Below are 25,876 nucleotides of genomic sequence, written 5' to 3'. Positions count from 1 at the left end.
TATTATCTTAAATGCTTGATTATTAAAGATAATAAATTCTGTAGTAAGAATTTTATATTTTTATGCAAAGATTATTTTTGCATTGAACCAGTTTCTTTTAAACGTGTGTGGAATTTGAAAGCTTCTGATAAAATATGTGGTGTATGACCGCCAACTGTTTCTTTAGCTCTTTCAAAATACTCACGAATTTCTTCGCGGAATTCTGGATGTACACAATTTTCAATGATTACTTCTGCACGTTCACGTGGACATAATCCTCTTAAATCTGCTAAACCTTGATCAGTAACTAAAATATCAACATCGTGTTCTGTATGATCTACGTGAGAAACCATTGGTAAAACATGCGAAATTTTGTTTTCTTTTGATGCAGCCTGACAAACGAAAATACTTAAATAAGCATTTCTTGCAAAATCTCCAGAACCACCAATTCCGTTCATCATTTTAGTACCGCTAATGTGAGTAGAGTTTACGTTTCCGTAAATATCAAATTCAATAGCCGTGTTAATTCCGATGATTCCTAATCTTCTCAAAACTTCTGGAGCGTTAGAAATATTTTGTGGACGAAGAATTAATTTGTTTTTATATTTATCAAAGTTTTTTAACACGTTTTCGTAGCAACCTTCAGAAACAGTGATTGAAGAACCTGAAGCGAAATCCATATTTCCTGAATCGAATAATTCAAAAGTAGAATCTTGTAGTACTTCAGAATACATCGTCAAGTTTTTGAATTTAGATCCTACAAATCCAGTTAAAACAGCATTAGCAACTTTTCCAATACCTGCTTGTAATGGTAATAAAGCATAAGTTAATTTTCCTTTCTCAACTTCTTTTTCAAAGAAATTTAATAAGTGTTTAGAAATTGCTGAAGTTTTATCATCTGGTTCAGAAATTACAGCTGGTTGATCTGTAATATCCGTGAATACAATTCCAACTACTTTTGCTGGATCAATAGTAATGAATTCTGTTCCGATACGATCAGAAACAGTTTGAATGTTGATGACGTCTCTATCTGGATAAGATTTAGGTACAATACTATCGTGAATTCCTCTAAAAGTTACAGGAATTTTAGTGTTGATTTCGATGATGATTTTTTTTGCTTGAGATGCAAAGAAAGCCGAATTTCCGATTGAAGTCGTAGGAATGATATTTCCATTTTCATCAATAGATGAAGCTTCGATAATTGCAGTATCAATTGGTGCAATGTGACCACAAATTAATTGCTCAATAGTTTCACTTAAATGTTGGTCAATGTATTTTACTTTGTATTCATTGATGCTTTTACGTAAAGCTGGGTCAGCCATAAAAGGCATTCTTCTAATTAAAGCATTGTTGTTTGCTAAATCAGAATCAGTAGTATAACCTAAAGATGCTCCTGTGATCAATGTAATGGCAACATCTTCTGTTTCTGCTCTTTTTGCAAATGCAGGTAAAACCGATTTACTATCTCCAGCTTTTGTGAATCCACTAGATCCAACTACGCTATTATTATCAATTAAAAGTGCAGCTTCTGCAGCTGACATAATTTTACTTTCGTAATCTTTAAAAAGAATTCTGTTTAATTCTAATTCGTTCGTCATGGTTATCAATTTTCGAATCGTAAAAATAATAAATATGTAATAAAGATGTTGGATGTTTGTATTCTTTTTTGAAATGTTTAACTTTATTGAAAAATTGTTTAATATTTTAAGATATTATTTATTTTCTGAAAATTAAACACTATATAAAAAGACTATTGAGTAATTTTTTCTAGAGTGTATTGAATTAATTTTTCAACTGCCGCATATGGATCTTCACTAAAAGTTCCGTTTGCACGATTTGCGATGATTGCATTAAGCGAAAGTGAGTGATGACTTAATAACTTTGATAAGCCATAAATCGCTGCAGTTTCCATTTCTAAATTCGTAGCTCTTAATGAGTTGAACTTGAACGAATCAATTTTTGAATTCAGTTCAGTATCCTGAATTGGAATACGAATCACGCGACCTTGAGCACCATAAAAACCTCCGGCAGTGACCGTAATTCCTTGATGCATTTCTGAAGATGCAAATTTTTCTATCAATTTAGAACTCGCTTCGATGATATACGGACGACCTTTAGTCATATCCCAATTTGTATGCTCAATAAATGCATTTTCGATTTCCGTTTCAGTAATTCCATCGATTGCATAACTGCGTAACATGTTGTCAGTTCCGATTCCGTGTGTTGACATCAAAATAGAATCAACTGGAATATCAGCTTGTAACGAACCTGAAGTTCCAACTCGAACAATGTTTAAATGTGTAAGTTCCGATTTGTTGGTTCTGGTTTCAAAATCAATATTTACTAATGCATCCAATTCGTTCATCACGATATCGATATTATCTGGACCGATTCCGGTAGAAATAACAGAAATCTTTTTGCCTTTGTAAGTACCAGTTTGAGTTTTAAATTCTCTTTTTTGAGTCGAGAATTCAATAGAGTCAAAATACTTTGTAATTGCTTCAACTCTAAATTGGTCGCCAACAAAAATAATATCGTTAGCAATATCTTGTGGTCTAACGTTTAAGTGATAAACACTTCCGTCCGGATTAATGATTAATTCCGATTCTTTTATCTTTTCCATAATTAACTTCCTACGCGTTTTACTTTATATCCTTTTTTGATAAGATATTCCATGATCTTATCTCTAAAATTTCCTTGTATAATTATTTCTCCATCCTTTACAGAACCTCCAACTCCACAAAGGGTTTTAAGCTCTTTACCTAAAGCTTTTAAATCTTCATCTAAACCAATAAAACCAACAATAACGGTTGCTACTTTTCCAGCTCTATTTTTTTTATCTAAATGCGCTTCAAGTTGTTGCTTGTTTGGAGCTAATGTTTCTGTGATTTCTTCATTGGAATCAAATTCAAAATCTTTATTTGTAGAAAAAACAAATCCGCCTAAATCTGATAAGCTATTTCCTTTTTTTGCCATAATTAAAAATAAATATATTATCAAAGATACGTATTCTATTAATAAGTTTAAATTTGCGCTTTTAAATAATGTTTATGGAAGTTCAGAAAATGTTGCTTCATCAATTAACTCAAGAAGTTATTGATTGTGTTGGAGAAAAAAAGTTTGAAAATGTGACAAATAAAATATTTGCAGCTCGCGAATTAATCAACGTAATTTTAGATAATTCAGAATCTGATGATTTGATTATGGAATTGGATAAGTATTCGAAACTTTTAGATATGATGGAATCAAAAGTGCAATAATATATAAGGTATAAAAAAAGACAAGATTGAAAAATCTTGTCTTTTTTGTTTTATTTTTTAATTAAACCAAGTTCAATTAAACGTTCAGTTAAGAACTCACCGGCAGTGATGTCTTCAAATTGTTTTGGATTGTTCTCGTCGATACAATTTTCTAAACAATTCAAAGGCATTTCGCTAACTGGGTGCATAAAGAACGGAACTGAGTAACGAGAAGTTGCCCATAATTCTCTAGGCGGATTAACTACTTGGTGAATCGTAGATTTTAAGCGGTTGTTTGTGTGGCGCGATAACATATCGCCAACATTAATTACCAATTCATCATCATTTGCAATTGCATCAATCCAAACACCTTCGTGATTCTGAACTTGTAATCCTTTTCCTTGAGCTCCCATCAATAAAGTAATCAAATTAATGTCTCCGTGAGCTGCAGCGCGAACTGCGTCCTTAGGTTCATCTAAAATAGGAGGGTAATGAATAGGTCTTAAAATAGAGTTTCCGTTTTTAACGAATTTGTCAAAATAAAACTCATCTAAACCTAAAAATAAAGCCAAAGCTCTTAAAACGTAAACGCCAGTTTTTTCTAACATTTGGTAAGTTTCTTTACCTGTGCTATTAAAATTAGCAAGTTCATTTACTGTTACGTTTGCTGGATATTCAGCTTCTAGTTTTGGGTCATTTTCAACATATTGTCCAAAATGCCAAAATTCTTTCAAGTCACCTGTTTTGCGACCTTTTGCAGATTCTTTTCCAAAAGATACATAACCTCTTTGTCCTCCAATTCCAGGGATTTCGTATTTGGCTTTAGTTTCTAAAGGAAGGTTAAAGAAATCACGTACTTCTGTATATAAATTCTCAACCAATTTGTCACTTAAAAAATGACCTTTTAATGCTACGAAACCAATTTCTTCGTAGGCTTTTCCGATTTCATTTACAAATTTTTGTTTACGTACCGGGTCGTCCGATAGGAAATCACGCAAGTCAACACTAGGAATGTTTTGCATTTCTTTATTTGTTTAATAAACGTCCTACAAAGTTATGTAATAAATTCGAATAAGCTTTTAGGTTATGTTAATCTTTAAACTATTTTTTTTTAAAAATTAGTTTAAATCATCAATTTGATAGTAGTTGATGTTTGAAGTTATTGGAAAGATTTTCAATTCGTTATCCTGAAACATAAACAAAACATCACTGGTTTTTCCAACATATTTTCCTTTAAAATCTCCATCTCGAGTGTAAATGGTAATGTTATCTGCTTTAGAAATGTTTTTGTAAAAACGTTCGTTATACTTTTCAGAAACTAGAAAAATAAAACATATAAAAAGCAAACAGCTTAATAAAAGACTAAATACTTTGTATTGACTTTTGCTGATGTGTTTGTTCTCAAATAAGTTCGGAAAAATATCGCGTAGTTTTAAATCGATATAAAACATCACAAAATAAATGCAAGTGATTAATAGTGTTAATAAAAGAACATTTACATCGCTAAACGGAAATAAAATAAAATCGGTTAAGTCGCAATAATCAAAAATATTGATGCCGAAAATAATATATTTTGCATAATTAAAAATCATTCCTATTGCAATTGCAATCAAATAAAGAATGGTAATTAGAATTTGAGGTTCGTTTAAACGGTCTAAAATTTGTTTGCTTTCTGTTTCTTCCATAAAAAGTGATGTTCTAAAGATAAAGCAAAGCTATGAAAATAAACGATATTAAAAGTTTTTGTTTTGGGCGTTCCCGCGCTCATTATATTAGGAGTAAATTCACACAAAGAATAAATCGCTTGGTCGGGCTTTACGCTAAATCTTTTTTATAATTTTTAATTGTCATTCCGATGACAGGAGGAATCTTCTGCTTTTATATTCATTAACAATTATTATTCTAAAAAAAGGATACCGCTTCAATCCCTAACGCAAGATGAATTCGAATATATAGATTACCTTGAAGTTTTAAAACAAAAAAACACTTAAAAAGATAAACTTGATAAGTGTTATAAAACTTGGTTATCGTTTTTCATAAGTGTATTTTAATTTTCGTCGTAATATTTTACAAAATCACCTTCACGAAATAATTTTATTTTTACAACAGTTCCGTTTGAATACGTTTCAACTTCATCTGGATAAGGTTCGTTAACCGAAAAGTTAATATCAGATAATTTAATTACTGGGTCTTTAGAAACGTTTATAATTGGAGCTGTATATTTTTCATTATTTATAATAATGGTTGTGTCTTTTAAGGTCGATTGAAATCCCATTCCGTATTCTTGCTTAAGTCTAATGTAACTAGAAAGCGTCGGATTTAGCATAACTTTATCATCTTCTAGATTAAAATCTATTTTTTCACCACCTTCAACTTGCATGCTATGTTTGCCTTTTTCTAATTTTCCTTCGATAGTTTTCAGAGTTTTCGGTTCTATTGTAATTGCTTCGTTTTCATCAATTGTAATTTTGATGGCTTGGTCTGTTGGATTATCAATCGAATATTCAACACCAGAACTACATGATGTTAGTGCCATTCCAAGTATAAAGCAAAATGCCGAAATGAATTTGATTTTTGTTTTCATAGTTTTTAATTATTTTTAGTTAGTTTTTGAATAAAAAAACTGATTGTCCGTTTCGATGCTTTATTTATCTCTTAATAAGTAAAGATGTTTTTAAAGAAATCAAAAAACATATACTGAGTTTAAATATTTCAATTCAATGAAAATAAGATTAAAATAAAACAGTTTTGGTTATAAATGAACAATCAGTTTGGTATTAAAGTGGATTGGTTAGGTTCTCTTTCGCAATTTTTTTATTTTTAAACTCATGTAAATTTACCCTAATTAGCATTACTAAATTTAATTAATGAATATTTGCTTTGCTTTGATAAATATTCGATAAGGTTATTTAAATATTTGAATTTGAAATTTTAGTTTTTGTTACGAATCTGCGCCAGCCATCAGCAATTGCTCTACAATTTCGTTGAAGCCTTTTTCAGTTGCATAATGTAAAGCTGAATGTTCATCATTGTCTTTTTCGTTTACATTGGCACCATTTTCAACCAGAAATCCAGAAATTTCGTTAAATCCGCAAATGGCAGCTACAATTAAAGGCGTTTCTCCATCGTTGTTTTTCGTATTTACATCCATTCCTTTTTCCACAAAAAGTTTTACCATTTCTTTGTTTCCTCTGCCGCAGCTATAATGTAGAATAGAATTTCCGTCTAAGCGTTTTAAATGCAAGTCAGCATTTGCGTTTACCAATTGTTGCGCAACTCTTAGGTTGTTTTGCATACAAGCCAAAACTAAAGCGCTATCGCCTTGATCGTTTAATGTATTTACATTAATGGTTGCAACTTTTAATAATTCTGTAACTACTTCAGCTTCGTTATTCCAAACAGCTTGATGCAAAGGCGTATTTCCTGAACTACTTTTTTCTTCTGTATCGCCTACTAATACTGCAATTGTATCGCGCAAACCACGGCTCGTTGCGTAATCTAGTGCGCTATAACCATCATTGTCTTTAATTGATTTATCGGCTCCTTTAGAAAGTAAATACTTTGTAAATTCCGTTCTGCCTTCTGCTAAAGAATAAATTAGAGCCGTTTTGCCTTCTTTATCAGTCGCATTAATATCAGCTCCGCTATCTATTAATAAAGCAACAATTTCTTTGTTACCACTTTGTGAAAGCATGTGCAAAGGCGTTGTACTGTGATTATTAGCTAAATTAATATCAGCGCCTGATTCAACCAGTATTTTCACAATATCTCTAGCGCCTTTCTGACAAGCATAAAATAAAGCAGTATTGCCCATTGCATCGCGTTTATCGAGGTTTATTCCGCCTTTTTTTAGCAAAGTTTGTACAATTGCTTTTTGATTATTTTTACAAGCATTTAAAAATATAGTATCCATTTTAGTTCTTTTTTATTATGATTTATTAATATTATTACATTTTACCCACCAACCAAGCAACAAGCGCTTCGTTGTTTTTTTCTGCAGCATAATCTAAAGCAGTTTTTTGTACATTATCGGCAGCATCAATTAATAAATTGCCAAATTCAGCTAGTAATTCGCAGTAGGTCTGCGCTACAGCGTGATTGTGGTTATTAACTGCGTACATTAATACTGTTTTTCCGTTTTTATCTCGTAATTCTGTTGATGCGCCTTGCTCAAGCAGCGTAAGTAGGTTTTTCTCACCTCTTCTGGCATCTGTCTGACAGATGTACATCAATGCAGAAACGCCTTCGCGATTAGTTTTGTTTACTTCGGCTCCTGAATAAATTAATTCATCAATTAACACAGTTGCAATTGATTCTCCATTATAAAGTTGGAGTAATTCGGAGCTTTTAGCCGAAAGAATTAATAAAGTATTTTCGTCATCGTCAAGTAAAGAATCTATTTCAAATCCTGCATCTAGGTAAGCTTTCAAAATTTTGTGAAAAATCTTATTTTTAAATTCATCGGAATTTGTGTTCATACCAGAATATGTAGCATATAAATATCTGAATGGATGCCATGATTTGCTATCTAGTAATTTTGCGTCAGCACCGTGCTTTAGTAATGCTTCAGTAATTTCTACACTATGCATTATCATAGCAATAGTTAAAGGCGTCATTCCATTATATCGGTCGTCTTCTTTATCGTAAGCTTCGTTTAAATTTGTTCCAAGTTCGATTAAAGCATTTACAGCTTCTACATCTTTATGAATACAAGCTTGATGTAGATTCATTCCGCCAGCCGCCATATACATCGGAAATGAATTTGAGTCTGTTGCATCTGCTCCATTCAAAATTGCACCCACGGCTTTAGATTTAAATCTTATTGCAACATCAATGGCAGATTCTCTTTCATTATTTTTTACCGTTGGATCTAATCCTACAGCCAATCCCAAAATTGCAAAATGAATATACTCGCCAAACCTAGCTTTCTTTTGATGCTGTTTCGCCTCTAACTCCGCAATGCGCTGAGCATACATCGGACTTTCTGGATTGTTGGAGCGGCTATTTTTGAAATTGACTAAATTTTCGACAGCAGAAGTTAATTGAAATATGGCTTGTGAAGAATATTGCGCTATGATATGTAAAAGCGTATTTCCATTTCTATCTAGAAAATCAATTTTAGCATTTGCTTCTGTATAAGCTTGAAGCATTTTGGCGTAACCCAATTCGGCTGCTAACATAATAGCTGTTTCTCCATTTTTATTTTTACGCAATGGACTTACTTTTGCTGCTAATAATTTTTGAGCACATGTATAAATATTGTCGTCCAAAACAGCATAAGTCGCATTACGAACAGGCGTAGCCAATAAATGTAATAAAGAATTACCGTCTTGATCTTCTGTTCCCGCCGCTCGCCAACCTAGAGACAATAAATAATCTAGCATAGAAGGGTTAGCAAAACCACATACAGATTTCCATACATTTATTTGTTCATTTTCAGGTACGTCGGCAACAAATGATAAATATTTTTCATTAATCTGTTCTAAAGTTGCTCCTTCGTTGTATAACTTAGTTATTGAATGCAAATTATTATCTGTCATACTTATATTATTTATTTTGATTTTGGATTGATTTTTCAAGCGCTATTTTTACATTTTGGCATTTATCCATATCTGGCAATGCCGCTAAGCGAATTACTTCCTCCCATTTTTCGAGGGCAAAATGTACATCTACCAACAATCTTCTAACACGAAGCTTTATTAGGTTTTGATGCAAATGAGTTATCGTTTCTGCAAAAGCTAAACGATGCGCATTGGTTTCGTATTCTATTGTTAATAAATTAGCTGGAGCTGCAACTTCGTTTGTAAAACTGCCTGATGAAGGCGAACTTAATTGCGTAAGAGTTTCGGATAATAACTGAAAAGCTTTGGAATATTCTTGAGCTGTAAAATGACAAAGCGCCATATTATAACTTAAAGAAATAGTTTTGTTTTTAGATATTTTGTAAATTTTAGAAAAAACAAGATAAGCAAAAGCCCATTGTTCGGTATTGATATAGGTAATTCCGTCTGAGAATGTGGAGTCGGAAGTATCAATAATTTTTTTTTGTGTTGAATAAGGTTGATTGGAATTTATATTTTGCATTGATTACAGATTGTAAAACTACATTGGTTGTTTTTTTTGTATTCTTTCTAATAATTTCTATGTCCAAGTAGTTTGATTATTTTTATTTAGTATTGTAAACATACTTAGTAATTTATCTTATTTATTTATTTTTTAATATTTGAATACAATCAGTAAATATTTGAACGACTTAAATTAATATTTGAAATAGTTTTTGAATTCTGATTTTAAATACTATTTTTAATTAACTCGAAATGTGATAGTTTCATAATTCAAGAGTATTCAATATTTTGACTTAATCGATTTTTAATATTTTCAAAACTCATCCGTATATCTGTGGTGATTCAAAAGTTTATTTGTTATTCCGATGTTAGGAGAAATCTTTCTCAATACTCAAATCACTAGACTCATTACTAATTTTAATTTCCAAATCTCCAAATTATTGAATTTTTAATTTTAAATGTTTCAATTCCAGTTAACTAAAAAATAATCAAAAAATAACTTTCAAAAAGCTTGTTTGGCATAGAAAGAAGGCGGTATATTTGCACCGTTGAAAAACAGAAGTTCATTCAAATCACGAAAAACAAATTTAAAAATTAACAAAAATAAATTTGGAAGATAAGGGTTAAAGGTTGTACTTTTGCAATCCGATTCTGAAACAAGAAGCGGCGCAAAAGTTCTTTAAATGTTGAAAATCTTTCAAAAATATTATCAAAATAAATTTGCGAGATTCAAAAAGAGTTTCTACTTTTGCAACCGCTTAGAAGATGAGCGAACAAAGAGAAAATAAGTTCATAGACATATTGGATTAACAGAGAATTAAAGAGTAAGATTAATCTTTTAGAGATAAAAGATGATCTTGAACGAACATCAAAAAATATTAAAAATTATACGATGAAGAGTTTGATCCTGGCTCAGGATGAACGCTAGCGGCAGGCCTAACACATGCAAGTCGAGGGGTAGGCATCTTCGGATGTTGAGACCGGCGCACGGGTGCGTAACGCGTATGCAATCTACCTTTTACTAAGGGATAGCCCAGAGAAATTTGGATTAATACCTTATGGTATTACGAATTGGCATCGATTTGTAATTAAAGATTTATTGGTAAAAGATGAGCATGCGTCCCATTAGTTAGTTGGTAAGGTAACGGCTTACCAAGACGATGATGGGTAGGGGTCCTGAGAGGGAGATCCCCCACACTGGTACTGAGACACGGACCAGACTCCTACGGGAGGCAGCAGTGAGGAATATTGGTCAATGGAGGCAACTCTGAACCAGCCATGCCGCGTGCAGGATGACGGTCCTATGGATTGTAAACTGCTTTTGTACAGGAAGAAAAAGTACCACGTGTGGTATATTGACGGTACTGTAAGAATAAGGATCGGCTAACTCCGTGCCAGCAGCCGCGGTAATACGGAGGATCCAAGCGTTATCCGGAATCATTGGGTTTAAAGGGTCCGTAGGCGGCTTTATAAGTCAGTGGTGAAAGTTTGCAGCTTAACTGTAAAATTGCCATTGATACTGTAGAGCTTGAATTTTTGTGAAGTAACTAGAATATGTAGTGTAGCGGTGAAATGCTTAGATATTACATGGAATACCAATTGCGAAGGCAGGTTACTAACAAACAATTGACGCTGATGGACGAAAGCGTGGGTAGCGAACAGGATTAGATACCCTGGTAGTCCACGCCGTAAACGATGGATACTAGTTGTTTGGCTGCAAGGCTGAGTGACTAAGCGAAAGTGATAAGTATCCCACCTGGGGAGTACGAACGCAAGTTTGAAACTCAAAGGAATTGACGGGGGCCCGCACAAGCGGTGGAGCATGTGGTTTAATTCGATGATACGCGAGGAACCTTACCAGGGCTTAAATGTAGATTGACGTATTTGGAAACAGATATTTCTTCGGACAATTTACAAGGTGCTGCATGGTTGTCGTCAGCTCGTGCCGTGAGGTGTCAGGTTAAGTCCTATAACGAGCGCAACCCCTGTTGTTAGTTGCCAGCGAGTCATGTCGGGAACTCTAGCAAGACTGCCAGTGTAAACTGTGAGGAAGGTGGGGATGACGTCAAATCATCACGGCCCTTACGTCCTGGGCCACACACGTGCTACAATGGCCGGTACAGAGAGCAGCCACTGGGTGACCAGGAGCGAATCTATAAAGCCGGTCACAGTTCGGATTGGAGTCTGCAACTCGACTCCATGAAGCTGGAATCGCTAGTAATCGGATATCAGCCATGATCCGGTGAATACGTTCCCGGGCCTTGTACACACCGCCCGTCAAGCCATGGAAGCTGGGGGTGCCTGAAGTCGGTGACCGCAAGGAGCTGCCTAGGGTAAAACTGGTAACTAGGGCTAAGTCGTAACAAGGTAGCCGTACCGGAAGGTGCGGCTGGAACACCTCCTTTCTAGAGATGGTTCAAGTCTCTTACTCTTTACTGTTGATTCAAAAAAAAATAAAATACAGAGTCTCGTAGCTCAGCTGGTTAGAGTACTACACTGATAATGTAGGGGTCGGCAGTTCGAGTCTGCCCGGGACTACAATTTTAATTACGAATTAGAAATTACGAATTAAAAGTATTTTATTACAAAGGAAATTTTAGAAGTTGAGAGGTTATGAATTATAACATTCGTAATTCGTAATTCACAATTAATAAAAATTGGGGGATTAGCTCAGCTGGCTAGAGCGCCTGCCTTGCACGCAGGAGGTCATCGGTTCGACTCCGATATTCTCCACCAGATGGTATCAAGATGATAGTATCAAGAATTAAGATCAAGTCTTAATGCTTTATACAAAAATCTTAATACTAATAAAAGTTCATTGACATATTGAGATACAAATTAAAAAGTAGAAAAATATTAGAAATAATATAAGCACAAAATTAGTCGAAAGACGAAAGTCAAAAAGTTAAAAGTCTTCTGACTTTAGACCTTAAGACTTTCAACTTGAAGACTGAAATAGAGCACAATAAGCAAAATAAGGGCGTATGGGGAATGCCTAGGCTCTCAGAGGCGAAGAAGGACGTGATAAGCTGCGAAAAGCTACGGGGATTGGCACACACGAATAGATCCGTAGATATCCGAATGGGGCAACCCACTATGTTGAAGACATAGTACATCGATAGATGAGCAAACCCGCTGAACTGAAACATCTAAGTAGGCGGAGGAGAAGAAAACAAAAGTGATTCCGTAAGTAGTGGCGAGCGAACGCGGATTAGCCCAAACCAATGTTGTTTCGGCAATATTGGGGTTGTAGGACCACGATATTTTAAGCAAAGCGAATTAGAATAACCTGGAAAGGTTAACCGTAGAGGGTGATAGTCCCGTATAGGTAAGCGATGTATTAGATAGTGGTATCCTGAGTAGGTCGGGGCACGTGAAACCTTGATTGAAACTGGCGGGACCATCCGCTAAGGCTAAATACTCCTGAGAGACCGATAGTGAACCAGTACCGTGAGGGAAAGGTGAAAAGAACCGTGAATAACGGAGTGAAATAGAACCTGAAACCATACGCTTACAAGCGGTCGGAGCCCATTCGTTGGGTGACGGCGTGCCTTTTGCATAATGAGCCTACGAGTTACCGTTGCTGGCGAGGATAAGTGATTCAGTCACGGATCCGAAGCGAAAGCGAGTCTGAATAGGGCGCATGAGTCAGTAATGGTAGACGCGAAACCGTGTGATCTACCCATGGACAGGTTGAAGCTGTGGTAACACACCGTGGAGGACCGAACCCGTTGACGTTGAAAAGTCTTGGGATGATCTGTGGGTAGGGGTGAAAGGCCAATCAAACTCGGAAATAGCTCGTACTCCCCGAAATGCATTTAGGTGCAGCGCTTATAGAGTTTATTAGAGGTAGAGCTACTGATTGGATGCGGGGGTTTCACCACCTACCAATTCCTGACAAACTCCGAATGCTAATAAATGCTTATAAGCAGTGAGGGCATGGGTGCTAAGGTCCATGTCCGAGAGGGAAAGAACCCAGACCATCAGCTAAGGTCCCCAAATGTATGCTAAGTTGAAAAAACGCGGTTTGTTTGCATAGACAGCTAGGATGTTGGCTTGGAAGCAGCCATTCATTTAAAGAGTGCGTAACAGCTCACTAGTCGAGCGAACGAGCATGGATAATAATCGGGCATAAGTATACTACCGAAGCTATGGATTTGACATTTAGTTGTCAAGTGGTAGGGGAGCATTCTAAACTGGGTAGAAGGTGATAGGCGACTATTGCTGGACTGTTTAGAAAAGAAAATGTAGGCATAAGTAACGATAATGCGGGCGAGAAACCCGCACACCGAAAGACTAAGGTTTCCTGAGCTATGCTAATCAGCTTAGGGTTAGTCGGGACCTAAGGCACACCCGAAGGGGGACGTCGATGGCCAACGGGTTAATATTCCCGTACTTGTTATAGTTGTGATGGAATGACGGAGTGATGAAAGCACCGCGAACTGACGGAATAGTTCGTTGAAGTACCTACCTATATCTTTAATAGTAAAATGCGTTAAGGATGGGGAAATACGATAGTACTGAGCGCCTTCGGGCAATTAGATAGTGTGCCTAAGGGCTTCCAAGAAAAGTTTCTAAACCTAGATTATAACAACCCGTACCGTAAACCGACACAGGTAGTCGAGGAGAGAATCCTAAGGTGCTCGAGAGATTCATGGCTAAGGAATTAGGCAAAATAGACCTGTAACTTCGGGAGAAAGGTCGCCAGCAGCAATGCTGGCCGCAGTGAAAAGGTCCAGGCGACTGTTTATCAAAAACACAGGGCTCTGCCAAATCGTAAGATGAAGTATAGGGCCTGACACCTGCCCGGTGCTGGAAGGTTAAGAGGAGATGTTATCTTCGGAGAAGCATTGAATTGAAGCCCCAGTAAACGGCGGCCGTAACTATAACGGTCCTAAGGTAGCGAAATTCCTTGTCGGGTAAGTTCCGACCTGCACGAATGGTGTAACGATCTGGACACTGTCTCAGCCATGAGCTCGGTGAAATTGTAGTATCGGTGAAGATGCCGATTACCCGCAGTGGGACGAAAAGACCCTGTGCACCTTTACTATAGCTTAGTATTGTTCTTGGATAAGTGATGTGTAGGATAGGTGGGAGACTTCGATCCTGCGTCGCCAGGCGTAGGTTAGTCATTGTTGAAATACCACCCTTTGCTTATTTGAGATCTAACTCGTGATACATGAGGACATTGCTTGGTGGGTAGTTTGACTGGGGTGGTCGCCTCCAAAAGAGTAACGGAGGCTTCTAAAGGTTCCCTCAGCACGCTTGGTAACCGTGCGTAGAGTGCAATGGTATAAGGGAGCTTGACTGAGAGACATACAGGTCGATCAGGTACGAAAGTAGAGCATAGTGATCCGGTGGTTCCGTATGGAAGGGCCATCGCTCAAAGGATAAAAGGTACGCCGGGGATAACAGGCTGATCTCCCCCAAGAGCTCATATCGACGGGGGGGTTTGGCACCTCGATGTCGGCTCGTCACATCCTGGGGCTGGAGAAGGTCCCAAGGGTTGGGCTGTTCGCCCATTAAAGTGGCACGCGAGCTGGGTTCAGAACGTCGTGAGACAGTTCGGTCTCTATCTACTGTGGGCGTTAGAAATTTGAGTGGATCTGATTCTAGTACGAGAGGACCGAATTGGACTAACCTCTGGTGTATCAGTTGTGCCGCCAGGTGCATCGCTGAGTAGCTACGTTGGGAAGGGATAAGCGCTGAAAGCATATAAGCGCGAAACCCACCACAAGATGAGATTTCTTTAAAGGGTCGTAGAAGATGACTACGTTGATAGGCTACAGATGTAAAGGCAGTAATGTCATAGTCGAGTAGTACTAATAGCCCGTAAGCTTATGTGCTCTAAGGAGTTGCTTATAAAGTATAGTATTAAGATTTGAGTATTAAGTATGAAGACTAAAGAAAGAATCCTCTACGAAAAAAAATGAAAAGTATCGGAAATATGTTAACAAAATATTGTTAGAGAAACCTAGCAAACCGATTTAAGGTGGTTATTGCGTCGGGGCTCACCTCTTCCCATTTCGAACAGAGAAGTTAAGCCCGATTGCGCAGATGGTACTGCATTTTAATGTGGGAGAGTATGTCGCTGCCTTTTTTTTGAAAGTCTCAATGAAAGTTGAGACTTTTTTATCGGGCGATTAGCTCAGTTGGTTCAGAGCACCTCGTTTACACCGAGGGGGTCGGGGGTTCGAATCCCTCATCGCCCACAAATACTCAGAAATCTTTCAAAAATATTTATAAAATAAATTTGCGAGATTCAAAAAGAGTTTCTACTTTTGCAACCGCTTAGAAGATGAGCGAACAAAGAGAAAATAAGTTCATAGACATATTGGATTAACAGAGAATTAAAGAGTAAGATTAATCTTTTAGAGATAAAAGATGATCTTGAACGAACATCAAAAAATATTAAAAATTATACGATGAAGAGTTTGATCCTGGCTCAGGATGAACGCTAGCGGCAGGCCTAACACATGCAAGTCGAGGGGTAGGCATCTTCGGATGTTGAGACCGGCGCACGGGTGCGTAACGCGTATGCAATCTACCTTTTACTAAGGGATAGCCCAGAGAAATTTGGATTAATACCTTATGGTATTACGAATTGGCATCGATTTGTAATTAAAGATTTATTGGTAAAAGATGAGCATGCGTCCCATTAGTTAGTTGGTAAGGTAACGGCTTACCAAGACGATGATGGGTAGGGGTCCTGAGAGGGAGATCCCCCACACTGGTACTGAGACACGGACCAGACTCCTACGGGAGGCAGCAGTGAGGAATATTGGTCAATGGAGGCAACTCTGAACCAGCCATGCCGCGTGCAGGATGACGGTCCTATGGATTGTAAACTGCTTTTGTACAGGAAGAAAAAGTACCACGTGTGGTATATTGACGGTACTGTAAGAATAAGGATCGGCTAACTCCGTGCCAGCAGCCGCGGTAATACGGAGGATCCAAGCGTTATCCGGAATCATTGGGTTTAAAGGGTCCGTAGGCGGCTTTATAAGTCAGTGGTGAAAGTTTGCAGCTTAACTGTAAAATTGCCATTGATACTGTAGAGCTTGAATTTTTGTGAAGTAACTAGAATATGTAGTGTAGCGGTGAAATGCTTAGATATTACATGGAATACCAATTGCGAAGGCAGGTTACTAACAAACAATTGACGCTGATGGACGAAAGCGTGGGTAGCGAACAGGATTAGATACCCTGGTAGTCCACGCCGTAAACGATGGATACTAGTTGTTTGGCTGCAAGGCTGAGTGACTAAGCGAAAGTGATAAGTATCCCACCTGGGGAGTACGAACGCAAGTTTGAAACTCAAAGGAATTGACGGGGGCCCGCACAAGCGGTGGAGCATGTGGTTTAATTCGATGATACGCGAGGAACCTTACCAGGGCTTAAATGTAGATTGACGTATTTGGAAACAGATATTTCTTCGGACAATTTACAAGGTGCTGCATGGTTGTCGTCAGCTCGTGCCGTGAGGTGTCAGGTTAAGTCCTATAACGAGCGCAACCCCTGTTGTTAGTTGCCAGCGAGTCATGTCGGGAACTCTAGCAAGACTGCCAGTGTAAACTGTGAGGAAGGTGGGGATGACGTCAAATCATCACGGCCCTTACGTCCTGGGCCACACACGTGCTACAATGGCCGGTACAGAGAGCAGCCACTGGGTGACCAGGAGCGAATCTATAAAGCCGGTCACAGTTCGGATTGGAGTCTGCAACTCGACTCCATGAAGCTGGAATCGCTAGTAATCGGATATCAGCCATGATCCGGTGAATACGTTCCCGGGCCTTGTACACACCGCCCGTCAAGCCATGGAAGCTGGGGGTGCCTGAAGTCGGTGACCGCAAGGAGCTGCCTAGGGTAAAACTGGTAACTAGGGCTAAGTCGTAACAAGGTAGCCGTACCGGAAGGTGCGGCTGGAACACCTCCTTTCTAGAGATGGTTCAAGTCTCTTACTCTTTACTGTTGATTCAAAAAAAAATAAAATACAGAGTCTCGTAGCTCAGCTGGTTAGAGTACTACACTGATAATGTAGGGGTCGGCAGTTCGAGTCTGCCCGGGACTACAATTTTAATTACGAATTAGAAATTACGAATTAAAAGTATTTTATTACAAAGGAAATTTTAGAAGTTGAGAGGTTATGAATTATAACATTCGTAATTCGTAATTCACAATTAATAAAAATTGGGGGATTAGCTCAGCTGGCTAGAGCGCCTGCCTTGCACGCAGGAGGTCATCGGTTCGACTCCGATATTCTCCACCAGATGGTATCAAGATGATAGTATCAAGAATTAAGATCAAGTCTTAATGCTTTATACAAAAATCTTAATACTAATAAAAGTTCATTGACATATTGAGATACAAATTAAAAAGTAGAAAAATATTAGAAATAATATAAGCACAAAATTAGTCGAAAGACGAAAGTCAAAAAGTTAAAAGTCTTCTGACTTTAGACCTTAAGACTTTCAACTTGAAGACTGAAATAGAGCACAATAAGCAAAATAAGGGCGTATGGGGAATGCCTAGGCTCTCAGAGGCGAAGAAGGACGTGATAAGCTGCGAAAAGCTACGGGGATTGGCACACACGAATAGATCCGTAGATATCCGAATGGGGCAACCCACTATGTTGAAGACATAGTACATCGATAGATGAGCAAACCCGCTGAACTGAAACATCTAAGTAGGCGGAGGAGAAGAAAACAAAAGTGATTCCGTAAGTAGTGGCGAGCGAACGCGGATTAGCCCAAACCAATGTTGTTTCGGCAATATTGGGGTTGTAGGACCACGATATTTTAAGCAAAGCGAATTAGAATAACCTGGAAAGGTTAACCGTAGAGGGTGATAGTCCCGTATAGGTAAGCGATGTATTAGATAGTGGTATCCTGAGTAGGTCGGGGCACGTGAAACCTTGATTGAAACTGGCGGGACCATCCGCTAAGGCTAAATACTCCTGAGAGACCGATAGTGAACCAGTACCGTGAGGGAAAGGTGAAAAGAACCGTGAATAACGGAGTGAAATAGAACCTGAAACCATACGCTTACAAGCGGTCGGAGCCCATTCGTTGGGTGACGGCGTGCCTTTTGCATAATGAGCCTACGAGTTACCGTTGCTGGCGAGGATAAGTGATTCAGTCACGGATCCGAAGCGAAAGCGAGTCTGAATAGGGCGCATGAGTCAGTAATGGTAGACGCGAAACCGTGTGATCTACCCATGGACAGGTTGAAGCTGTGGTAACACACCGTGGAGGACCGAACCCGTTGACGTTGAAAAGTCTTGGGATGATCTGTGGGTAGGGGTGAAAGGCCAATCAAACTCGGAAATAGCTCGTACTCCCCGAAATGCATTTAGGTGCAGCGCTTATAGAGTTTATTAGAGGTAGAGCTACTGATTGGATGCGGGGGTTTCACCACCTACCAATTCCTGACAAACTCCGAATGCTAATAAATGCTTATAAGCAGTGAGGGCATGGGTGCTAAGGTCCATGTCCGAGAGGGAAAGAACCCAGACCATCAGCTAAGGTCCCCAAATGTATGCTAAGTTGAAAAAACGCGGTTTGTTTGCATAGACAGCTAGGATGTTGGCTTGGAAGCAGCCATTCATTTAAAGAGTGCGTAACAGCTCACTAGTCGAGCGAACGAGCATGGATAATAATCGGGCATAAGTATACTACCGAAGCTATGGATTTGACATTTAGTTGTCAAGTGGTAGGGGAGCATTCTAAACTGGGTAGAAGGTGATAGGCGACTATTGCTGGACTGTTTAGAAAAGAAAATGTAGGCATAAGTAACGATAATGCGGGCGAGAAACCCGCACACCGAAAGACTAAGGTTTCCTGAGCTATGCTAATCAGCTTAGGGTTAGTCGGGACCTAAGGCACACCCGAAGGGGGACGTCGATGGCCAACGGGTTAATATTCCCGTACTTGTTATAGTTGTGATGGAATGACGGAGTGATGAAAGCACCGCGAACTGACGGAATAGTTCGTTGAAGTACCTACCTATATCTTTAATAGTAAAATGCGTTAAGGATGGGGAAATACGATAGTACTGAGCGCCTTCGGGCAATTAGATAGTGTGCCTAAGGGCTTCCAAGAAAAGTTTCTAAACCTAGATTATAACAACCCGTACCGTAAACCGACACAGGTAGTCGAGGAGAGAATCCTAAGGTGCTCGAGAGATTCATGGCTAAGGAATTAGGCAAAATAGACCTGTAACTTCGGGAGAAAGGTCGCCAGCAGCAATGCTGGCCGCAGTGAAAAGGTCCAGGCGACTGTTTATCAAAAACACAGGGCTCTGCCAAATCGTAAGATGAAGTATAGGGCCTGACACCTGCCCGGTGCTGGAAGGTTAAGAGGAGATGTTATCTTCGGAGAAGCATTGAATTGAAGCCCCAGTAAACGGCGGCCGTAACTATAACGGTCCTAAGGTAGCGAAATTCCTTGTCGGGTAAGTTCCGACCTGCACGAATGGTGTAACGATCTGGACACTGTCTCAGCCATGAGCTCGGTGAAATTGTAGTATCGGTGAAGATGCCGATTACCCGCAGTGGGACGAAAAGACCCTGTGCACCTTTACTATAGCTTAGTATTGTTCTTGGATAAGTGATGTGTAGGATAGGTGGGAGACTTCGATCCTGCGTCGCCAGGCGTAGGTTAGTCATTGTTGAAATACCACCCTTTGCTTATTTGAGATCTAACTCGTGATACATGAGGACATTGCTTGGTGGGTAGTTTGACTGGGGTGGTCGCCTCCAAAAGAGTAACGGAGGCTTCTAAAGGTTCCCTCAGCACGCTTGGTAACCGTGCGTAGAGTGCAATGGTATAAGGGAGCTTGACTGAGAGACATACAGGTCGATCAGGTACGAAAGTAGAGCATAGTGATCCGGTGGTTCCGTATGGAAGGGCCATCGCTCAAAGGATAAAAGGTACGCCGGGGATAACAGGCTGATCTCCCCCAAGAGCTCATATCGACGGGGGGGTTTGGCACCTCGATGTCGGCTCGTCACATCCTGGGGCTGGAGAAGGTCCCAAGGGTTGGGCTGTTCGCCCATTAAAGTGGCACGCGAGCTGGGTTCAGAACGTCGTGAGACAGTTCGGTCTCTATCTACTGTGGGCGTTAGAAATTTGAGTGGATCTGATTCTAGTACGAGAGGACCGAATTGGACTAACCTCTGGTGTATCAGTTGTGCCGCCAGGTGCATCGCTGAGTAGCTACGTTGGGAAGGGATAAGCGCTGAAAGCATATAAGCGCGAAACCCACCACAAGATGAGATTTCTTTAAAGGGTCGTAGAAGATGACTACGTTGATAGGCTACAGATGTAAAGGCAGTAATGTCATAGTCGAGTAGTACTAATAGCCCGTAAGCTTATGTGCTCTAAGGAGTTGCTTATAAAGTATAGTATTAAGATTTGAGTATTAAGTATGAAGACTAAAGAAAGAATCCTCTACGAAAAAAAATGAAAAGTATCGGAAATATGTTAACAAAATATTGTTAGAGAAACCTAGCAAACCGATTTAAGGTGGTTATTGCGTCGGGGCTCACCTCTTCCCATTTCGAACAGAGAAGTTAAGCCCGATTGCGCAGATGGTACTGCATTTTAATGTGGGAGAGTATGTCGCTGCCTTTTTTTTGAAAGTCCTTTACTGAAAAGTAAGGGACTTTTTTTGTTATATGAGCAGCGTGTCCCTTCGGTCGATCCGCTTTTTTTTAGAAGTTCTTTACTGAATAGTGAAGGACTTTTTGTTTACTAAATTTTGAGTTATTAAACTATTTAAGCACAACAGCAGTACCTGTTTTATAAAAAAAGAGCTGACTTTTTACGGTCAGCTTACTTTTTGGTTTGGTCTTATAAACCTTAAAAAATGTTGTATTACTAAGTGTTTGCAGTGATAACACTACTTTTGATGTGTTACCTGTATGACCCTTTCGAACTAGCGCTGTAAATTGTCATAGCGAATTATTTTATCTTTAGGAATAGAATCAGGTCGTGGAATAATATAAAAGTCTTTTTCAAAATAAATATTTGTTATACGAATATTAGCATTAGTTTCGTTCAATACATCTAACTTACGTTCATAGATAAATCCTCTTATTTTTTGTTTTCCCAAATTATTAAATTCAACTCCAAAAAAACCATCGTTCTTAGGGTTATAAAATGTATCAACACGTACATTTTTAAGGTTATTATAGTCTGACTCAACATTATATCCAATACCAATTCTTTGTTCACTATTTTCTATTTTATTTTTATATGATATAGTACCTGTACTTCTACCTTTATAAAGAGTATCTGGAATCAAAATATCAATAAAGTCACTTTTATTTTTATTTAACTGTCCATTACTATCAAAAAATTGTAATTGCGGCATTAATAAATTATTATCGACCTGAGCAAAATAAATTCGTTTAATAAGCTTATTATTATCATAATAATTCCACCAACCGATATTTTTTTTGTTAAACAAAAAACCTTCACTTCTTTTTTTACCATTTATAAAAAAATTAGTTATATGGCTTATATTACCCATTTCTACTAATTCAAACATTTTATTACCATTTTTATAGTACTCCCTTAATGTATCTTGAGAAGATGTATCTTTTTCATTGTTTCTATATAGAAATCTTCCATCATCAAAACTTTCAAAAAATTTAATTGTATCATCTTTCTGCATATACAATAGATATTTAGGATTACCATTTTCATCATACCTCTCCTCTTTATCCATTTTGTCACAGGATATAAACATAATAGCTACAGTAAAAAAAAACATATATTTATATATTTTATTGTAACCACGCATCTCTTCTTTGTATTTCAACTTTGTTATCATAATCTGCCGAATCAATTTTCATTTTTAATTCTTCTTGAGTTTTAGCTTCTAATTCAATATTCTTATATTCAGTCTTTATAGAATCTATAGTTCCATCACTTGCAAATATCTCATAAGTTTTAATTACCCTCATTGTATGCTTATAGACATCTTGAGCAGATTCAACAGTCGATTCACCTCCGGTTTCCCCAAGTCCCCAACCAGAGCTCACATTTTTTAAAGCTCCTATAATTCCTTTAAAAGTACTATAATTATTACTAGTATAAGGCCCTCCAAAGGTACTGCCTGTACCAAGTGCATAATCTGCATTAAATGAACCTAATTCAGTTTTTCTCAATTTATCTTTGTATTTTCCAGTGGTTCTTGGATTTTCATTACCTCCGTTTTTGGACCTTGCAGATATACCAATTTCCTGGGTGCTTCTAATTTTATTTTGTGGTTTATCCTGTTTATTAAAAGGGTTATGTTTTGACATCCAATCTGCAAAATGTTTATAGCAAGTATTTTGATTTATTCTTTTTATATCAGATTTTATTTTTGATAAAGAAAAATTACGTTTAATAGACTTCCACCATCCATCACCACCACCAGCTCTACTCATCCCCGTAGGATCAGTAAACATAATTGGGTTGTTTCCAACATAAGAATACGGCTTTATAGTTAGCTCCGCCAGCTGATCCACACTGATAAATGTACTAAAAATAACATAATACTAGCTCATCATACAATCTTAAGTTGGATTTAGACGACTTATACGCTTTTTTTTTACTGGAAGCCTGTAGTTTATACTTTATTCTAGAATAAATTAAAATATTATATAGTAAATAAGTAAAATTATATATTTAAATTTATAACAGATGCTATTATGTTTTCAACAAGTCCGTTTTGCAAAAGGGATGGAAGTTTTGTTTGAGCTCTTTTGCAAATTTTTGATTTGTAAAAAGCGAGTGCGGACAGCCCGACCTGTAACGGAGTGGAAGGATTTGCCCTAAAAAGAAAAGCGCTTTCGAATGAACGAAAACGCTTTGTAAAATCGGTTGTTTTTAAAATTATTTAGTTGCGGCAACGTTTAATTTTAAAATGATATTATCATTGATTACTTTGTCTCCAGCTAAATCTTTTACAATTGAACCAGAATTGAAGTTTACACCCCATTTAGTTCTGTCAATTTCAAAGTTATCGGTAACAATTGTTACATCAGTATCAGTTACAGTAATTGTAGCCGGGAATTTTACAGAATTTGTAACTTCTTTTAATGTTAAATTACCCTCAACCATTTGAGTACCGTTTTCTTCAGTAACGCTTGTTAAAACAAATGTTCCAACTGGATATTTTCCTGTATTAAAGAAATGATCAGAATTATCTGCGCTGGTTCCTTTTAAGTGACCTTCTAGCATTGCTTTTTTATCAGCATCTGCGATATCAGTAACAGAGATAGAATTCATATCAATTACGAAATTTCCTCCAGTAACTTTACCGTCTTTAACAGCAACATTTCCTTCTTTTAGAGCTAATGTTCCAGTGTGTTTGTCTCCTGATACTTTTCCACCAGTCCAATCGATTTTTGATTTGTCTGTGGCTACGTTATATTTAGTTCCTTCAGTTGATTCTGGAGTTACTTCTGTTGGAGTTGTTGTTTCAACTGTTGTGTTTTCTTTTTTACATGCTGTAAAAGATAAGGCAGCCAAAGCAATTACTGCTAATACATTTTTTTTCATATTTAATTTTGATTTATTTTTATGAGAACAAATTTAACATAAAAAATGTTTATTTTTCTTAAATAAAACTGAAAGTTTGGTTATTTATCTTATTTCTTAATCTAGGTTAAGGAAATGAAAAAGGAAATGACATTTTGACTGAAATGTATCAATGGCAAACAATTTGCAAAGTATAGTCTAATTAAATTTGAAAATAATGAATACGGAAAATACAGATAATTTAGAAAATATCGAAAACGAAATCAATGCTACAGAAGAAACTCAAACTACAGAACTTACTGTAGAAGAGCAGTTAAATGAAGATTTAGCTAAAGAAAAAGATAAGTTTTTAAGATTATTCGCAGAGTTTGAAAACTATAAAAGAAGAACATCTCGCGAAAAATTAGAAATGCTTACTACTGCAAGTGAAGGCGTTTTAGTAGCTTTATTACCAGTATTAGATGATTTTGATCGCGCATTAGCTCAAGTTGAACAATCTGAAGTTAAAGAATATCTGACAGGTTTCAATTTAATTTCAAATAAATTTAATGACATTTTGTCTTCAAAAGGAATGGAGCTTGTTAAAATCGAAAAAGGAGATTTATTTAATGCTGATATCGCAGAAGCTATTACACAAATTCCTGCAGGTGATGATTTTAAAGGTAAAGTGGTTGATGTAATTGAAAAGGGATATAAATTAGGAGATAAAATTATTCGTTTCCCTAAAGTTGTTATCGGTCAATAATCGATAAATTATTAGCAAGTAAAATGAAAAGAGATTATTACGAAATATTAGGTATTGATAAAAGTGCTGATGCTTCAGCAATTAAAAAAGCCTATCGAAAAAAAGCAATTGAGTTTCACCCTGATAAAAATCCAGGTGATAAAGAAGCTGAAGAGAAATTTAAAGAAGCTGCAGAAGCTTACGAAGTTCTAAGTGACGCTGATAAAAAAGCAAAATACGATCAATATGGTCATGCTGCTTTTGATGGACCTGGCGGAGGCGGAGGCTTTGGCGGCGGTTTCAATAACATGGAAGATATCTTTAGTCAATTTGGAGATATTTTTGGTGGTGGTTTCGGTGGTTTCGGCGGTTTTGGCGGCGGTGGCGGTCCAAGACGTGCAAAAGGAACAAGCCTTCGAATTAAAGTTAAATTAACTTTAGAAGATATCGCAAATGGTGTCGAGAAAAAAGTCAAAGTTAAACGTAAGGTAAAAGCTGAAGGTGTTACTTATAAAACTTGTTCAACTTGTAACGGTACTGGGCAAGTAACTAAAATTCAAAATACGATTTTAGGCCGTATGCAAACAGCTGCGCCTTGTGGAAGTTGTGGAGGTTCAGGTCAAATTTTAGACCATAAACCTGCAGGTGCTGATAACGATGGTTTAATTTTAAATGAAGAAACGGTTTCTATTAAAATTCCAGCTGGAGTTACAGATGGTATTCAATTAAAAGTTTCTAATAAAGGTAACGAAGCTCCAGGTGCAAATTCTTTACCAGGAGATTTAATTGTGGTTATAGAAGAACTAGAACATGAAACTTTGAAACGTGAGGGCGAAAACATTCATTACGATTTATATATTAGTTTTTCTGAAGCTGCTTTAGGTGGTTCTAAAGAAATTGAAACTGTAAATGGTAAAGTTCGTATAAAAATAGAAGAAGGAATTCAGTCTGGAAAAATTTTACGTTTAAAAGGAAAAGGTTTACCAAGTATTCAAGGTTATGGTACTGGCGATTTTTTAATTCACGTAAATGTTTGGACGCCAAAGAAATTATCTAAAGAACAACGCCAATTTTTTGAGAATATGCAACAGGATGAGAACTTTGTTCCGAATCCTCAAAAATCAGATAAATCTTTTTTTGAAAAAGTTAAAGAAATGTTTTCATAATTAAATTTAATTATATACATTTGGGCACACTTATAAAACGGTGGATTTTCTTTTTCATAGCAATTTTTCCCAACCTCATTTGCAAAAATGAGGTTGGGTTTTTTTTACCCCTATCTAAATTAGGGAGTAACCTCAAAATAATCTATTTTTGTATTCGATATTTATTAAT

The 25,876-nt window shown here is 37.3% G+C and carries 15 protein-coding genes, 5 tRNA genes and 6 rRNA genes; 14 read left to right on the top strand and 12 right to left on the bottom strand.

Annotation, left to right across the window (positions count from 1 at the left end; genetic code table 11):
* Nucleotides 1-71: 71 nt before the first annotated feature.
* The 3 genes from HW119_RS01595 to HW119_RS01585 all read right to left on the bottom strand — a co-directional run bounded on the left by HW119_RS01595 (nt 72) and on the right by HW119_RS01585 (nt 2,955).
* On the bottom strand, nt 72-1,577 hold the full coding sequence (locus tag HW119_RS01595) for a succinate CoA transferase (RefSeq protein ID WP_177760956.1): 1,506 nt from the start codon (nt 1,575-1,577) through the stop codon (nt 72-74).
* A gap of 152 nt (nt 1,578-1,729) precedes the next feature.
* On the bottom strand, nt 1,730-2,602 hold the full coding sequence (locus tag HW119_RS01590; protein WP_177760955.1) for a nucleoside phosphorylase: 873 nt from the start codon (nt 2,600-2,602) through the stop codon (nt 1,730-1,732).
* A 2-nt stretch (nt 2,603-2,604) separates the two neighbouring features.
* A complete protein-coding gene (locus tag HW119_RS01585; protein WP_177760954.1) occupies nt 2,605-2,955 on the bottom strand; it encodes a translation initiation factor in 351 nt (116 codons plus the stop codon).
* A 74-nt stretch (nt 2,956-3,029) separates the two neighbouring features.
* Between HW119_RS01585 and HW119_RS01580 the strand changes: the two genes are divergently transcribed.
* Complete coding sequence (locus tag HW119_RS01580) at nt 3,030-3,239, top strand: hypothetical protein (RefSeq protein ID WP_177760953.1); 210 nt, start codon at nt 3,030-3,032, stop codon at nt 3,237-3,239.
* Between the two features lie 50 nt (nt 3,240-3,289).
* On the opposite strand, the gene HW119_RS01575 is transcribed toward HW119_RS01580, so the two are convergent.
* The 6 genes from HW119_RS01575 to HW119_RS01550 all read right to left on the bottom strand — a co-directional run bounded on the left by HW119_RS01575 (nt 3,290) and on the right by HW119_RS01550 (nt 9,302).
* Entirely contained in the window at nt 3,290-4,240 is a 951-nt protein-coding gene (locus HW119_RS01575) for an isopenicillin N synthase family dioxygenase (protein WP_177760952.1), read from the bottom strand.
* 96 nt (nt 4,241-4,336) lie between these two features.
* A complete protein-coding gene (locus HW119_RS01570; protein WP_177760951.1) occupies nt 4,337-4,903 on the bottom strand; it encodes a hypothetical protein in 567 nt (188 codons plus the stop codon).
* 362 nt (nt 4,904-5,265) lie between these two features.
* Nucleotides 5,266-5,802, bottom strand: a complete 537-nt coding sequence (locus HW119_RS01565) for a hypothetical protein (protein WP_177760950.1) — start codon at nt 5,800-5,802, stop codon at nt 5,266-5,268.
* A 357-nt stretch (nt 5,803-6,159) separates the two neighbouring features.
* On the bottom strand, nt 6,160-7,131 hold the full coding sequence (locus HW119_RS01560) for an ankyrin repeat domain-containing protein (protein ID WP_177760949.1): 972 nt from the start codon (nt 7,129-7,131) through the stop codon (nt 6,160-6,162).
* A 34-nt stretch (nt 7,132-7,165) separates the two neighbouring features.
* Nucleotides 7,166-8,758, bottom strand: a complete 1,593-nt coding sequence (locus tag HW119_RS01555; RefSeq protein WP_177760948.1) for an ankyrin repeat domain-containing protein — start codon at nt 8,756-8,758, stop codon at nt 7,166-7,168.
* 7 nt (nt 8,759-8,765) lie between these two features.
* Nucleotides 8,766-9,302 (bottom strand): hypothetical protein, encoded by a 537-nt coding sequence (locus HW119_RS01550; RefSeq protein WP_177760947.1) that lies wholly within the window; start codon nt 9,300-9,302, stop codon nt 8,766-8,768.
* A gap of 870 nt (nt 9,303-10,172) precedes the next feature.
* On the opposite strand from HW119_RS01550, the gene HW119_RS01545 reads away from it, so the two are divergent.
* From HW119_RS01545 to rrf (HW119_RS01495), 11 genes are all read left to right on the top strand, one after another.
* Nucleotides 10,173-11,688, top strand: a 16S ribosomal RNA gene (locus HW119_RS01545).
* A gap of 59 nt (nt 11,689-11,747) precedes the next feature.
* Nucleotides 11,748-11,821: transfer RNA gene (locus tag HW119_RS01540), tRNA-Ile, on the top strand.
* A 121-nt stretch (nt 11,822-11,942) separates the two neighbouring features.
* Nucleotides 11,943-12,019, top strand: a tRNA-Ala gene (locus HW119_RS01535).
* A gap of 227 nt (nt 12,020-12,246) precedes the next feature.
* A 23S ribosomal RNA gene (locus HW119_RS01530) occupies nt 12,247-15,130 on the top strand.
* Between the two features lie 141 nt (nt 15,131-15,271).
* Nucleotides 15,272-15,383: ribosomal RNA gene (rrf, locus tag HW119_RS01525) — 5S ribosomal RNA — on the top strand.
* Nucleotides 15,384-15,420: 37 nt separating this feature from the next.
* A tRNA-Val gene (locus HW119_RS01520) sits at nt 15,421-15,495 on the top strand.
* 210 nt (nt 15,496-15,705) lie between these two features.
* Nucleotides 15,706-17,221, top strand: a 16S ribosomal RNA gene (locus HW119_RS01515).
* A 59-nt stretch (nt 17,222-17,280) separates the two neighbouring features.
* Nucleotides 17,281-17,354, top strand: a tRNA-Ile gene (locus tag HW119_RS01510).
* 121 nt (nt 17,355-17,475) lie between these two features.
* Nucleotides 17,476-17,552: transfer RNA gene (locus tag HW119_RS01505), tRNA-Ala, on the top strand.
* A gap of 227 nt (nt 17,553-17,779) precedes the next feature.
* Nucleotides 17,780-20,663 (top strand): 23S ribosomal RNA (locus HW119_RS01500).
* A gap of 141 nt (nt 20,664-20,804) precedes the next feature.
* Nucleotides 20,805-20,916: ribosomal RNA gene (gene rrf, locus HW119_RS01495) — 5S ribosomal RNA — on the top strand.
* Together the 16S, 23S and 5S rRNA genes with 5 tRNA genes alongside form the textbook arrangement of a ribosomal RNA operon.
* Before the next feature lie 304 nt (nt 20,917-21,220).
* Here rrf (HW119_RS01495) and HW119_RS01490 read toward each other — a convergent pair.
* The 3 genes from HW119_RS01490 to HW119_RS01480 all read right to left on the bottom strand — a co-directional run bounded on the left by HW119_RS01490 (nt 21,221) and on the right by HW119_RS01480 (nt 23,838).
* Nucleotides 21,221-22,108 (bottom strand): hypothetical protein, encoded by an 888-nt coding sequence (locus HW119_RS01490; RefSeq protein WP_177760946.1) that lies wholly within the window; start codon nt 22,106-22,108, stop codon nt 21,221-21,223.
* Nucleotides 22,074-22,802, bottom strand: a complete 729-nt coding sequence (locus HW119_RS16700; RefSeq protein ID WP_255497949.1) for a hypothetical protein — start codon at nt 22,800-22,802, stop codon at nt 22,074-22,076. Before HW119_RS16700 ends, HW119_RS01490 begins: the two co-directional genes overlap by 35 nt.
* Nucleotides 22,803-23,169: 367 nt before the next feature.
* Entirely contained in the window at nt 23,170-23,838 is a 669-nt protein-coding gene (locus tag HW119_RS01480) for a YceI family protein (RefSeq protein WP_177760945.1), read from the bottom strand.
* Nucleotides 23,839-24,034: 196 nt separating this feature from the next.
* Between HW119_RS01480 and HW119_RS01475 the strand changes: the two genes are divergently transcribed.
* Together HW119_RS01475 and dnaJ are read left to right on the top strand one after the other, a co-directional pair.
* Entirely contained in the window at nt 24,035-24,562 is a 528-nt protein-coding gene (locus HW119_RS01475; protein ID WP_177760944.1) for a nucleotide exchange factor GrpE, read from the top strand.
* A gap of 23 nt (nt 24,563-24,585) precedes the next feature.
* Nucleotides 24,586-25,707 (top strand): molecular chaperone DnaJ, encoded by a 1,122-nt coding sequence (dnaJ, locus tag HW119_RS01470; RefSeq protein ID WP_177760943.1) that lies wholly within the window; start codon nt 24,586-24,588, stop codon nt 25,705-25,707.
* The last annotated feature ends 169 nt before the right edge of the window (nt 25,708-25,876 follow it).

This window comes from Flavobacterium sp. I3-2 (assembly GCF_013389595.1).
GTDB lineage: Bacteria > Bacteroidota > Bacteroidia > Flavobacteriales > Flavobacteriaceae > Flavobacterium.
Note: the sequence above shows the minus strand (reverse complement) of the source record. Positions and strands in the feature narration are given on the sequence as shown.